The 13,651-nt window shown below is 61.3% G+C and carries 10 protein-coding genes and 1 pseudogene; 4 read left to right on the plus strand and 7 right to left on the minus strand.

Features of this window, described 5'->3' with window-relative positions:
• Positions 1-224: 224 nt before the first annotated feature.
• Positions 225-947: a DUF2968 domain-containing protein gene (locus P0D73_RS05015; protein WP_408430114.1), complete on the minus strand. Its 723-nt coding sequence runs from the start codon at positions 945-947 to the stop codon at positions 225-227.
• Positions 948-1,040: 93 nt separating this feature from the next.
• On the opposite strand from P0D73_RS05015, the gene P0D73_RS05020 reads away from it, so the two are divergent.
• From P0D73_RS05020 to P0D73_RS05030, 3 genes and pseudogenes are all read left to right on the plus strand, one after another.
• On the plus strand, positions 1,041-1,655 hold the full coding sequence (locus P0D73_RS05020) for a hypothetical protein (RefSeq protein ID WP_408430117.1): 615 nt from the start codon (positions 1,041-1,043) through the stop codon (positions 1,653-1,655).
• Between the two features lie 188 nt (positions 1,656-1,843).
• Positions 1,844-2,050, plus strand: a pseudogene (locus tag P0D73_RS05025) (ShlB/FhaC/HecB family hemolysin secretion/activation protein); the annotation flags it as partial.
• Between the two features lie 264 nt (positions 2,051-2,314).
• On the plus strand, positions 2,315-2,800 hold the full coding sequence (locus P0D73_RS05030) for a DUF2147 domain-containing protein (protein WP_408280489.1): 486 nt from the start codon (positions 2,315-2,317) through the stop codon (positions 2,798-2,800).
• 112 nt (positions 2,801-2,912) lie between these two features.
• On the opposite strand, the gene P0D73_RS05035 is transcribed toward P0D73_RS05030, so the two are convergent.
• The 6 genes from P0D73_RS05035 to typA form a co-directional block, all read right to left on the minus strand.
• On the minus strand, positions 2,913-3,362 hold the full coding sequence (locus P0D73_RS05035; RefSeq protein WP_408430120.1) for a transposase: 450 nt from the start codon (positions 3,360-3,362) through the stop codon (positions 2,913-2,915).
• A 160-nt stretch (positions 3,363-3,522) separates the two neighbouring features.
• On the minus strand, positions 3,523-4,620 hold the full coding sequence (gene zapE, locus P0D73_RS05040) for a cell division protein ZapE (RefSeq protein ID WP_132374942.1): 1,098 nt from the start codon (positions 4,618-4,620) through the stop codon (positions 3,523-3,525).
• A gap of 89 nt (positions 4,621-4,709) precedes the next feature.
• On the minus strand, positions 4,710-6,140 hold the full coding sequence (gene lpdA, locus P0D73_RS05045) for a dihydrolipoyl dehydrogenase (RefSeq protein WP_408315047.1): 1,431 nt from the start codon (positions 6,138-6,140) through the stop codon (positions 4,710-4,712).
• Between the two features lie 171 nt (positions 6,141-6,311).
• Complete coding sequence (odhB, locus tag P0D73_RS05050; RefSeq protein WP_408175760.1) at positions 6,312-7,598, minus strand: 2-oxoglutarate dehydrogenase complex dihydrolipoyllysine-residue succinyltransferase; 1,287 nt, start codon at positions 7,596-7,598, stop codon at positions 6,312-6,314.
• Positions 7,599-7,738: 140 nt separating this feature from the next.
• Positions 7,739-10,600, minus strand: a complete 2,862-nt coding sequence (locus P0D73_RS05055) for a 2-oxoglutarate dehydrogenase E1 component (protein ID WP_132374945.1) — start codon at positions 10,598-10,600, stop codon at positions 7,739-7,741.
• A 375-nt stretch (positions 10,601-10,975) separates the two neighbouring features.
• Positions 10,976-12,802, minus strand: a complete 1,827-nt coding sequence (typA, locus tag P0D73_RS05060) for a translational GTPase TypA (protein WP_408175761.1) — start codon at positions 12,800-12,802, stop codon at positions 10,976-10,978.
• 318 nt (positions 12,803-13,120) lie between these two features.
• On the opposite strand from typA, the gene P0D73_RS05065 reads away from it, so the two are divergent.
• Complete coding sequence (locus P0D73_RS05065) at positions 13,121-13,636, plus strand: MarR family winged helix-turn-helix transcriptional regulator (protein ID WP_408175763.1); 516 nt, start codon at positions 13,121-13,123, stop codon at positions 13,634-13,636.
• The last annotated feature ends 15 nt before the right edge of the window (positions 13,637-13,651 follow it).

Below are 13,651 nucleotides of genomic sequence, written 5' to 3' on the forward strand. Positions count from 1 at the left end.
GAAACGTCACGCGACCACGCGTGGAATAAACGTAGCGAGCTGTTACTGCTGTGGGGATCGAGAATTGAGCGAGTCCGCGAAACGGCGACGCCGCCCGCGTGGACCTCGCGAACTACACGCGTTGCACGAAGATAGCCGAATAACGAGTCATCGTTCCAGTGAGCCGGGCAACACGTTCAACACCACGCCGCCCTGCCCACCGGATGCTCGTCAGACCGCCACACTCAGTGCGCAGGCAAACCGCTTTCCAGCTGACGTTGCAGATCGCGCACCTGACGCTGCGCGACACGCAACTGATCTTGCGCGGCAGCCTTCTGCTGCGCCAGCGTCGTGGCTTCGGCACGCGTCTGCTGCTGCTGGGTGGCCACAATAGTCTGCTGCTGACGCGCGACATCGAGGTCCGCCTGCAAGCGGTTGGCGCGGTCCTGCGACAACGCGATCATCCGCTCCGTGAAGCCTTTCTGCGCCTCGAGTTGCGTGCGGCGAATCTCGACTTCCGACAGTTGCACCGTCTGACGCGCGAAATCCTTGTAGATCGTGTTGGCACGCCCCGCGTCCTGCGTCTTGATGACACGCCAGAAATTTTTCTGCTGGAACAGCGCCACGTAGTACGTCATTTCCTTGCCGTAAAACAGCAAGCTAGCCCCGTAGCTGCCGTTATACGTGGTGCGCAACTCGCCCATTTCCGACCCGTGGATCATCTGCTGCAATTCCGCTACGTTGCCTGCCGCGGATTGCTTCGCTTCGTCGGGCGTGAGCGCCGAGGTCTGTGCCTGTCCTGCCTCTGAGTTATCCGGCAACGCCGCCGTCGCGCCTGGCTGTGAAAGAACGCCGCCCCCGGCGCTGGCGTTGCCGTCAGACAGAGTCTGCGCATTGACGCCCTGCACTGCCCACATCGCGATGAATCCGGCGAGGGCAATTTGTCGTAGTTTCGACTTGTGGTCCATGTAATTCCTGCTTGAACAGTTTTTGTTTTAGTACAACCGTCTCATTATTACTCACTTTCGCGTGTTTCGGGCTCTTCGTCGAAAATTTGATACTTGCGCATCTTCTCTCACAAAACGCCGATCGGCTGGCGTCTGGACGAATCGAATCACACGGTGACCAACGCAGGCTGTTTCGTCAATCCGAACGGCCTGAATGGCGCGATGCCGATTCCCGAGCTGATCACGAGCCTCGTCGGCGGCACGAGCGCAAGCGTCGCCAGTGGGCCGCCCGCCAGCAGCAACCCGTTCGGCCCGCTGCAAAGCTCCCTCGCGAGTCTCGGACTCGGCCGCAATCCGGTCGGCTCGCTGTCGACGCTGCTCGGCGGCACACCGCTGGCCGGCCTGACCTCTGCGTTGAGCGGCACGCCGCTGGGTTCGCTGACTTTCTCGGGTTTTCGCGGTTCGCCGTTGAACTCGCTGACTTCGGCGTTAGGCGGTTCGGGTAGCGCGTCGAATCCGACGTCGATGCTGACGGGCGCGCTCTCCGGCGTCACGAGCGGCAGCTCGGACTCGGGCGGCAGCGGCCAAGCGCTCGCGCCAATGACCGCACTGGCCGACCAGTTGACCGGCACGTTCAGTTCGGCGGCGGGTTCGACGAGTGGTACGGGCACGGCGACGAGTGGCTTGACGATCGTGCTCGGCGCCTTGTTGCCGGTCAGCCATAAGTAGGTAGCCTAAATGTTTTATCGCTGCCGCATGTATCAGTCATTCGATGAGACTTGCCATACGGCTTGTTCATCGAATGGCGCATGCAACCGCGAGCTGCGCAGTGCGCATAAACAGTCCGACTCATCACGTACTCCGCACTTTTGCCGAGAGCGCTCAAGCCCCTCGGAGCACGCGACGTAGTAACCCACGTCTCGCTCGACATGGCGCGCGTCTATCTGCATGCGGGTGCGCCCTTGCCTTCGAAGCTTTCGTCGATCGCGTTCGGCTTCCGCATCTCGGATGCGAAGTACTACAGCCTGACTCTCTCAGTGGCCAAAGCGACCGGCGACGCGCCGGCGAAGAGCACGTCGCGGAGTCCACGCATCGACGCGACGTTCTCGTACCAGCTGAATTGATCGGTAAAAGTGCCGCGCCCTGATTAGAGGGTCCACTATCAAACGGCGCGCGCACTTTCACGTATTCTGCGCTGACGATGTGTCGCTCGCGGCGCCCAAGCCGCAATTCGCAATTCGCAGGCTTCCGGCGGCACACGAAGGCAGCAGAAGTCGAACCTGAGGGACCATGCCAGGCATCACGGTGGCCGTCGTTTGAAACCCGCCCGAGATGCCAATAACGCCGCGCGACCATGATCGCGCCGTCTTTAATCAAGGAGGAAGACAATGACGCAATTCACCCAACGTGCGCGCGCAGTCGCGCTTCGCACAGTCAAACATGCCGCGCTCGCCGGCGTATTGCTCGCCAGTGCCGTGACGGCCATGGCGCAAGCTGACAGCCCGGTCGGCACGTGGCAAACCATCGACGATCATACCGGCCAGCCCAAGGCGCTCGTGCAGATCGCGCAGGACGGCAGCGGCGCGCTCAGCGGCAAGGTGATCAAGGGACTCGGCGCGAACGACCAGCCGGATCGTCGCTGCACAGCTTGTACCGACGCGCGCAAGGATCAGCCGATTCTCGGCATGACGATCATCAGCGATATGAAGAAGGATGGCGACGCCTGGGACCACGGGCAGATTCTCGACCCGGAAAACGGCAAGCTCTACAAATGCAAGATGCACCTGGAAGACGGTGGGAACAAACTGGTGGTGCGCGGCTATATCGGCGTGTCGCTGCTGGGCCGCTCGCAGACGTGGGTTCGTCAGCAATGATGCGCGGGTAATTCAGGTACTCGTTGCAGAGCCCGTATAACACCATGAGAAACGGCCGACGATTGCAATCGTTCGGCCGTTTCTTTTGTTTGAAGACGCTGGGTTGAATGGGTCATGCAGCGTGTTTGAAGGGCGAATGGAACGCGAACGGCGAAGACGGCAGCGGTTGGCTCGAAGGCGGGCTGTAGACAGCGGGCGCGGCAACCGGAGCCTTTTCGGCTTCGACGCTCTTGGGTTTCTCGTTCACGTGCGTACGCATGCGCGCTTCCATCAGGCCGCAAAGCTCTTCGCTCGCTGCGCCGAACAGTTGTTCCATTACACGGTTGAGCACGCCGGATTCGTACCATGCCTTGAAGCGGCGATGGCAGGTCTGGTAGGACGGGTATTTGCGCGGCATGGCGGACCAGGTGGCGCCGCTATACATGACCCACAGCACGCCGTTGAGCACTGAGCGCGTATTGGCGAGCGGCCGGCCACGCAGTTCGGAGCGCGGCCGCAGTTCGGGAAGCAACGGTGCGACACGTTGCCATTCTTCGTCGTTGATATCGCGATAGGGATTCATGGTTTCTCCTTTGTCAAAACCTTGACAAAAGATATCCAGTCGTCCGCGGACGGAATATAAGACCAATCCGAATCTTGAAAATACGCCGAGCGACGGCGTGTCATCGGCAAACGGCGTGCGAGCTATCGTAAAAGCACCGCCGGCCGTGGCGCGCGACGCCTCAGGTCAGAGACGTATCGACAATCCGCCGCGGTGTATCGAGATACTCCTTCGACTGCATTTCGACGATGCGCGACACCGTGCGCGCGAACTCGTTGGCCATCGGACCGTCCACATACAGTTCTTCGGGCGGCACCGCGGCGGACATCAGCAGCTTCACCTTGTGGTCGTAGAACACGTCGATCAGCCACGTGAAGCGGCGTGCCTCCGAAGCCATGCGCACGGACATCTGCGGCACGCCGGAGAGGATCACCGCGTGAAAGCGGCTCGCCAGTTCAAGATAATCGTTCTGCGAACGCGGACCGCCGCACAAGGTGGCGAAGTCGAACCACACGACGCCGTCGGCGCGGCGCAGCGCCTTCAGTTCGCGCTTTTCGATACGCAGGATCGGGCTTTCGTCGGGCACCGCGGCAAGACGCGCGAACGCGTCGCGCAACGCCTTGTCGGCGGCGGCGCCGAGCGGCGTGTGATACACCTCGACCTGAGCCAGCGTACGTTGCCGGTAGTCGATGCCCGCATCGACGTTGATGACGTCGAGCTTTTCCTTGATGAGTTCGATCGCCGGCAGCATCCGGTCGCGATGCAGCCCGTCCGGATACAGCGTGTCCGGATCGTAGTTGGAGGTCATCACGAACTGCACGCCGTTTTCGAAGAGCTTGTCGAGCAGGCGGTACAGGATCATCGCGTCGGCGATATCCGACACGTGGAATTCATCGAAACAGATCAGCCGGTAGCGCTTTGCAATGCGGCGCGCGAGTTCGTCGAGCGGATCGGCCTGGCCCTTCAGATCTTCCAGTTCACGGTGCACTTCGCGCATGAACTCGTGAAAATGCAGCCGCGTTTTACGGTGCAACGGCACGATCATGTAGAAGCTGTCCATCAGGAAGCTCTTGCCCCGCCCTACGCCACCCCACATGTACACGCCGCGCGGCAGATCCGGGTGAATCAGCAGTTTCTTGAACGCGTTCGAGCGGCGCGACTTGTACTCGGTCCACTCTTCATAGCACCGCTGCAGACGGTCGACCGCTGCGCGTTGCGCCGGGTCCGATTGGTAACCCCGCGTCTGCAGTTCTTTTTCGTAGTATTCGGTGACGTTCATCGTGTTGCTGCAAATAGAAAGGCGGGAGGGAGTGAACCCGCCCGCCTTCGTGGTAATGCCGGAGTACTGTCAGTCAGGCGTGCGCGTGATTACATGTTCAGCGCGCGCTTATCGACGGCCAGTGCCGCCTCGCGCATGACTTCCGACAGCGACGGGTGCGGATGGCAAATGCGGCCGATGTCTTCCGACGCCGCCTTGAATTCCATCGCCACCACGGCTTCCGCGATCAGGTCCGATGCGTTGGCCGAGATGATGTGCACGCCGAGCAGTTCGTCGGTCTTCGCGTCGGCGATCATCTTGACGAAACCATCCGCCTTGTTGATGCCCAGTGCGCGGCCGTTCGCCATGAACGGGAACTGGCCCGTCTTGATCTCGCGGCCTTCCGCCTTCAGCTGCTGTTCGGTCTTGCCGACCCACGCGATTTCCGGTTCGGTGTAGATCACCCACGGCACGCAGTTGTAGTCGATATGCGGCTTCTGACCGTCGATGATTTCGGCGACCAGCACGCCTTCGTCTTCAGCCTTGTGCGCGAGCATCGGGCCACGCACCACGTCGCCGATCGCGTACACGTTCGGCACGGTCGTCGCGCAGTGGTCATCGACGTCGATGAAGCCGCGCTCGTTGGCCTTCAGGCCGATCGCTTCGAGACCGAGGTTGTCGGTGTTCGGCACGCGGCCGATCGACACGATCAGGCGGTCGGCTTCGAGCTTTTGCGCGTTGCCGTCCTTGTCCGTGTAATTGATCGTGACGCTGTTATCCGTGGTCGTCACTTCGCCGACCTCCACGCCCACCTGGATGTCCAGACCCTGTTTCTTGAACTGCTTGGCCGCTTCTTTCGCGAGCGCCTGGTCAGCCGCGCCGAGGAATTCCGGCAGCGCTTCGAGCACGGTCACTTCCGCGCCCAGACGGCGCCACACCGAACCCAGTTCCAGACCGATCACGCCGGCGCCGATCACAGCCAGCTTCTTCGGTGCCGTGTCGAAGCTCAGCGCGCCTTCGTTGTCGGCGACGATCTTGTTGTCGACCGGAATATTCGGCAGATGGCGTGCCTTCGAACCCGTGGCGATGATCACGTTCTTGGCCGTGACCGTTTCCGTTTCGCCTTCGCCGCTCACCTCGATCTGCACGCCGGCGTCCGTCTTGCCGGTGAACTTGCCGTGGCCCTTGAGCCACGTGATCTTGTTCTTGCGGAACAGGAATTCGATGCCCTTGGTCATCTTTTCGACGATGCCTTCTTTACGGGCCATCATCTTCGCGATATCGACCGTCACGTTTTCCACGGAGATGCCGTGGTCAGCGAGGTGATGCGACGCGTTTTCAAATTCTTCCGACGACGCGAGCAGCGCCTTCGACGGAATGCAACCCACGTTCAGGCACGTGCCGCCGAGCTTCAGCGTGCCGGCCGGGTTCTTCCATTTTTCGATACATGCGACGGTCTTGCCGAGCTGCGCTGCGCGGATGGCGGCGATGTAACCGCCAGGGCCTGCGCCGATCACGACGACGTCAAATTCTTTGGACATGACAATCCTTTTGATAACGGAACGGCGCGCGGCCACGCTTCGTGGCGCGCGGCGTTCCTGTACTGCGGAATGCGAAAGACGTGCTGCCTGCCAGATGCCTGCTTAACACCTATATGGCGCCGGCTTGCTCAATGACAAGCACAGGCAAGCCGGCGCCGGCCGAACCGGCGCTTACAGGTCGAGCAGCAGGCGCGCCGGGTCTTCCAGCGCATCCTTCATGGCGACCAGCGACAGCACCGCTTCGCGACCGTCGATGATGCGGTGGTCGTACGACAGCGCCAGGTAGTTCATCGGGCGGATCACGATCTGGCCGTTTTCGACCACAGCGCGTTCCTTCGTGGCGTGCACGCCCAGAATCGCGGATTGCGGCGGGTTGATGATCGGGGTCGACAGCATCGAACCGAACACACCACCGTTCGAGATCGAGAACGTGCCGCCGGTCATTTCGTCGATCGACAGCTTGCCGTCCTTGGCCTTCTGGCCGAATTCGGCGATCTTCTTCTCGATTTCGGCGAGGCTCAGCTGATCCGCATTGCGCAGAATCGGCACCACCAGACCGCGCGGCGAACCGACAGCGATACCGATGTCGAAGTAGCCGTGATAGACGATGTCGTTACCGTCGATCGACGCGTTCACGAGCGGGAACTTCTTCAGCGCGTGAACCGCCGCCTTCACGAAGAACGACATGAAGCCGAGCTTCACGCCATGTTCCTTCTCGAAGCGGTCTTTGTACTTGTTGCGCAGGTCCATCACGGGCGCCATGTTCACTTCGTTGAACGTGGTCAGGATGGCGTTGGTTTGCTGCGACTCGAGCAGACGCTCGGCGATACGCGCACGCAGACGCGACATCGGCACGCGTTGTTCCGGACGATCCTTCAGCCATTGGTCAGCCGAAGCCGGCGCCTTGACGTCCGGCAGCGACGGCTTGGCAGCCTTCGGTGCGGCGGCCGGTGCCGGAGCCGGTGCGACCTTGGCAGCCGGAGCGCCTGCGGTCAGCACGTCGCCCTTGGTGATGCGGCCGTCGCGGCCCGTGCCGGCGACGTCGCCCGCGCCCAGACCCTTCTCGGCCATCAGCTTGCCGGCAGCCGGCGAAGCAGCGGTGTTCGCACCCGTTGCGGATGCGGCCTGAGCCGCCGGAGCCGGTGCAGCGGCGGGTGCCGGTGCGGCTTCCGGAGCGGGCTTCACTTCGGCTTCGACAGCAGCGGCGCCTGCCGTGCCTTCGGTGTCGATCTTGGCGATCACCTGATCAGCCGTGACGGTGTCGCCGTCGTTCGCGATGACTTGCGCGAGCACGCCGGCCGAGGGTGCCGGCACTTCGAGCACGACTTTGTCGGTCTCGATTTCGATGAGAATTTCGTCTTGAGCAACAGCTTCGCCCGGCTTCTTTTTCCACTGGAGCATCGTGGCTTCCGAGACCGACTCGGAGAGCTGGGGAACCTTGACTTCAACAATAGCCATTATGAATATCCTGAATACGTATCGGGTGACGGCGCGCGATCTATGGATCCCTCGACCGCCTGCGAACCTTGACTGCCGCACTGATCTTTCAGATGCGGCACGGGAAAGCGCCCTGCGCTTTCCCGGTTCAGCTCTTGTGATTATTTAGCGATCGACGCGCTCTTGAGGCGGCCGAAAGCGCCTTCGACCAGCGCCTTCTGCTGCTCGTAGTGCTTCGCGTAGTAGCCGACTGCCGGCGAAGCCGAAGCCGGACGCCCGCTGTATGCCAACTTCTGACCGTCCTTCATGCCTTCCTTCAGGTGGTGCTCGATGTAGAACCACGGGCCTTGATTCTGCGGCTCGTCCTGCACCCAGACCACTTCGGTCGCGTTGTCGTACTTCTTCATTTCCGCTTCGAACTGCTTATGCGCGAACGGATAGAGCTGTTCGATACGGATGATCGCGACGTCGTTCGACTTCGATTCACGGCGATGCGCGAGCAGGTCGTAGTAGACGCGACCCGAGCAGGCGATCACGCGCTTGACCTTCTTCGCCTCGATGGCTTCGTCGATTTCGCCGAGGATCGGCTGGAACGCACCCTTGGCCAGTTCCGACAGATCCGACACGGCTTCCTTGTGGCGCAGCAGCGACTTGGGCGTCGCGACGATCAGCGGCTTGCGGAACAGGCGGATCATCTGACGGCGCAACAAGTGGAAAATCTGCGCCGGCGTGGTCGGTTGAACGACCTGCATGTTATGGTCTGCGCACAGTTGCAGGAAACGTTCGATACGCGTGGACGAGTGTTCCGGACCCTGGCCTTCGTAGCCGTGCGGCAGCAGCATCGTCAGGCCCGATACGCGGCCCCACTTCACTTCGCCCGACGAGATGAACTGGTCGATCACGACTTGCGCGCCGTTCACGAAGTCGCCGAACTGCGCTTCCCATGCGACGAACGTATTCGGCTCAGCCGTCGAGTAACCGTATTCGAAGCCGAGCACCGCTTCTTCCGACAACACCGAGTCGATCACCGTGAACTTCGCCTGACCTTCGGCGATGTTCTGCAGCGGCACGTACGTGCCGTCGTTCCAGCGTTCGCGGTTCTGATCGTGCAGCACCGCGTGACGGTGCGTGAACGTGCCGCGGCCCGAGTCCTGACCCGTCAGGCGCACTGCGTAGCCCGATGCGACCAGCGACGCGAATGCGAGGTGTTCGCCCATGCCCCAGTCGAGCTTGGCTTCGCCACGGCCCATTGCGCGACGGTCGTTGATGACGCGCTCGACCAGCGGGTGAACCTTGAAGTTTTCCGGGACCGTGGTGATGCGTTCCGCGAGGCGCTTCAGTTCCGCGAGCGGCACGGCCGTGTCGGCTGCGTCGGTCCACTTGCGGTTCAGGAACGGCACCCAATCCACCGCGTACTTGCTCTTGTAGTTCGAGAGCACCGGGTCGACCGTGTGATGGCCTTCGTCCATCGCCTTGCGGTAAGCCTTGACGAATTCGTCGCCTTCTTCCGCGGTGATCACACCTTGCTGCACCAGCTTTTCAGCGTACAGTGCGCGCGTGCCCGGGTGCTTGGCGATCGTCTTGTACATCAGCGGCTGCGTGACGGCCGGCGTGTCCTGCTCGTTGTGGCCCAGCTTGCGGAAGCAGACGATGTCGACGACGACGTCCTTGTGGAACTGCATCCGGAAGTCGATTGCCAACTGCGTAGCCAGCACGACCGCTTCAGGATCGTCACCGTTCACGTGCAGCACCGGCGCTTCGATCATCTTGACGACGTCCGAGCAGTACAACGTGGAGCGCGAGTCGCGCGGGTCCGACGTCGTGAAGCCGATCTGGTTGTTGATGACGATGTGCAGCGTGCCGTGCGTGCCGTAACCGCGCGTTTGCGCGAGGTTCAGCGTTTCCATCACGACGCCCTGGCCCGCGAAGGCCGCGTCGCCGTGGATTTGCACCGGCAGCACTTGCAGGCCGCTGTCGTCGCCGCGACGGTCCATACGGGCCTTCGCCGAACCTTCGACCACCGGGTTGACGATTTCGAGGTGCGACGGGTTGAACGCGAGCGACAGGTGAACCGGGCCGCCTTCGGTCGAGACGTCCGACGAGAAACCCTTGTGGTACTTCACGTCGCCGGCCGGCAGGTCGTCGTGGTGCTTGCCTTCGAATTCGGCGAACAGGTCAGCCGGCATCTTGCCGAGCGTATTGACCAGCACGTTCAGACGGCCACGGTGAGCCATGCCGATGACGATTTCCTGGACGCCATTGGCGCCGCCGTGACGCACGACTTCGTCCATCGACGCGATGAAGCTTTCGCCGCCTTCGAGCGAGAAGCGTTTCTGGCCGACGTACTTGGTGTGCAGGAAGCGCTCGAGGCCTTCAGCGGCCGTCAGGCGATTCAGGATGTGCTTTTTCTTTTCGTTCGAGAAGTTCGGCGTCGAACGGATCGATTCGAGCTTCTCTTTCCACCAGCGCTTCTGTTCCGGATCGCTGATGTACATGTACTCGGCGCCGATCGTGCCGCAGTACGTGTCGCGCAACGCCTTGACGATCTCACGCAGCGACGCGCGCTCGAATCCGAAATACAGATTCGTTGCGCTGAACTCCTGGTCCATGTCGGCTTCGGTGAAGTCGTAGAACGCGGGTTCGAGTTCGGGGATCGCGGGACGTTCGCGGCGCTTCAGGGGATCGAGATTGGCCCATTGCGAGCCGAGGAAGCGATATGCGCCGATGAGGGACTGCACATAGACTTGCTTGCGAGCGGTAGCGAGATCTTCGCCACCAGCTGCCGTGCGTGGGATGAAGGCATTAGCCTTGGCCCGTTGAGCAAACGATTCGACGATCGGGCCATGGGCCACGTCGTTGGCATTGCTGCCATCCGATGCAGGAACGTTCTGCAACGCGTCGAAATAGCTGCGCCAGTTCTCGGGCACTGACGCCGGATTATCGAGATACGCTTCGTACATTTCTTCTACGTACGGAGCATTGCCGCCGAACAGATAAGAGTTCGACTGGAATTGCTTCATCATTTTTACGCTCACCTTTCTTCGAGTTTCTCGAGAAATAGCGGGTTACAGAACCTTCCGCGACACGGCCTGACCGTTTAGCGGATTGCGCGAATCAAGTCTTGCTTGGAAGGACCTAAAACTTTGCACCCGGGGAGCATATCACAGAACGGATAGTGCAGATAGCAGACGGATTGCCGCTCAAGCCCGTAGCGACGGGCTTTCGGGCCACTTTCACGGCCCGCAACAATCTTCTGCAGGAAACAGGGACAAACGAGCGGCGAAGCACGTTCAACGGCGCATAAAGTCGCTGAAGTCCAGAAACGGCAAAAGCCACCCGGAGGTGGCTTTTGCTTGACTGCGATGGCGCCGCACCAGCCGGAGCCGATGCCCGCGCGCTTAGTCCACCGCGCCCTTGCGGCTCGCGCTGCGACGCTCGTGTTCCTTCAGGTAACGCTTGCGCAGACGGATCGATTGCGGCGTGACTTCGACCAGTTCGTCGTCGTCGATGAATTCGACTGCGTATTCCAGCGACATCTGGATCGGCGGCACGAGACGCACCGCTTCGTCCGTACCGGACGAACGCACGTTGGTCAGCTGCTTGCCCTTGATCGGGTTCACGACCAGGTCGTTGTCACGGCTGTGAATGCCGATGATCATGCCTTCGTACAGCGGCTCGCCCGGCGACACGAACATACGGCCGCGATCCTGCAGCTTCCACAGTGCGTATGCGACTGCCGCGCCGTCGTCCTGCGAGATCAGCACGCCGTTGCGACGCTCGCCGACCGCGCCTTCGCGGACCGGTTGATACGAGTCGAACGTGTGGCTCATCAGGCCCGTGCCGCGCGTGAGCGTCAGGAATTCCGACTGGAAGCCAATCAAGCCACGCGCCGAGATACGGTACTCGAGACGCGTACGGCCGCGACCGTCCGACGCCATGTCGAGCATTTCGCCCTTGCGGCGGCCCAGCTCTTCCATCACGCCGCCCTGGTGGCTGTCTTCCATGTCGACGGTCAGGTTTTCGTACGGCTCGTGCTTCACGCCGTCGACTTCCGTCATCACCACGCGCGGACGCGACACGGCCAGCTCATAGCCTTCGCGGCGCATGTTTTCCACGAGAATGGTCAGGTGCAGTTCACCGCGGCCCGCCACTTCGAACGTGGTTTCGTCGCCGGTTTCCTTCACGCGCAGCGCGACGTTGTGATTCAGTTCCTTCATCAGGCGGTCACGGATCTGACGGCTCGTGACGAACTTGCCTTCGCGGCCGGCCAGCGGCGACGAATTGACGAGGAAGTTCATGGTCAGCGTCGGCTCGTCGACGGTGATCATGGGCAGCGCTTCCGGCTGTTCCGGTGCGCAGATGGTCACGCCGATGCCGATTTCTTCGATGCCGTTGATCAGCACGATGTCGCCGGCTTCAGCCGAGTCGACCTGCACGCGCTCCAGGCCCTTGAACGACAGCACCTGATTGATCTTGCGGTTCAGAATCGCGCCATCGGGACCCGAACGCACGGCCACCGACATGCCCGGCTTGATCGTGCCGCGCGTGATGCGGCCCACGCCGATACGGCCAACATACGACGAGTAGTCCAGCGACGTGATCTGCAATTGCAGCGGAGCCGACGGATCCGCCGGGCGAACCGGCACGTGTTCCAGCACGGCTTCGAACAGCGGACGCATGTCGCCTTCGCGCACATCCTGCGTCAGGCCGGCGTAGCCATTCAGACCCGATGCGTACACGATCGGGAAGTCGAGCTGTTCGTCGGTTGCGCCCAGCTTGTCGAACAGGTCGAACGTCTGGTTGATCACCCAGTCGATCCGCGCGCCCGGCCGGTCCACCTTGTTGATCACGACGATCGGCTTCAGACCGAGCGCCAGTGCCTTCTTGGTAACGAAGCGCGTTTGCGGCATCGGGCCTTCGACCGCGTCGACCAGCAGCAGCACCGAGTCGACCATCGACAGCACGCGCTCCACTTCGCCGCCGAAGTCGGCGTGGCCCGGCGTGTCGACGATGTTGATGTGCGTACCTTCGTACTCGACCGCGCAGTTCTTCGAAAGAATCGTGATGCCACGTTCTTTTTCGATGTCGTTCGAGTCCATCACGCGCTCGGCGATCTGCTGATTGTCACGGAACGTGGCGGTCTGGCGGAGGAGCTGGTCGACGAGCGTGGTCTTGCCGTGGTCGACGTGAGCAATGATGGCGATGTTGCGTAGGGCGCGAGTCATAGGAACCTGGAGACAGTTGAGTGCGCCACCAGCAGCATTGTGTACGAAGCCAACAAAGCCCAAAGCGCACTTTTGGGAACCCAATATTGTAGCACGCGCAAATGAAGCTTTCTGGTATTCCCTGATAGACCCGCTGTCGTCCACGCAGCGGACCGTCAGAAACGAAACGTAAGCACGTGGGCGAAACCCTACGCAAAATCACGCGGATTATGACTTGAGCGGGGAAAGTTCCTTGCCTAAGCTGTAATAACACTTGCCGCGTCAATCAACCGGCCTCTATAATCCTGCCTAGTCAACCATTGCATTCGCACGAGAATCATGACGGAGCCGTCCTCTACCCCTACGCCGGACCTCAGCGAATATCAGCTAGGCGAAAGCGTCGGCTATCTGATCTCGCGAGTGAAATCGACCCTGTCGAACCTGGTCACCCAGCGCAGCATGGCCGAACTGGGCATTACCAGCCAGCAAGGCAGCATCCTGTTCATGGTGGCCAGCGGCAAGTGCCTGCTGGCGGCCGAACTGGCCCGTGAATACGGCATCGACGCGAGCGCCGTCACGCGTCTGATCGACCGGTTGGAAAAACGCGGCCTGCTGACACGGGTGCGCAGCAACGAGGATCGCCGGGTCGTGCGCCTCGCGCTGACGCCGGAAGGCCATGCCATCGCCGCCAAAATGCCGGCTATTTTCACCGGCGTGCTGGACAGTCTGCTGGGCGGCTTCACCCCGGAAGAAGTGGGTTTTCTGAAGAGCATGCTGCGTCGCGTGCTCATCAATTCCGGCGAACAAACGGGACTAACCCGTGATGCAGCAAGCAATTTTGACAGCAAATCGTAAGAAATTGCTTGCAGT

It is taken from the genome of Paraburkholderia sp. RL18-101-BIB-B (genome assembly GCF_046026985.1).
GTDB lineage: Bacteria > Pseudomonadota > Gammaproteobacteria > Burkholderiales > Burkholderiaceae > Paraburkholderia.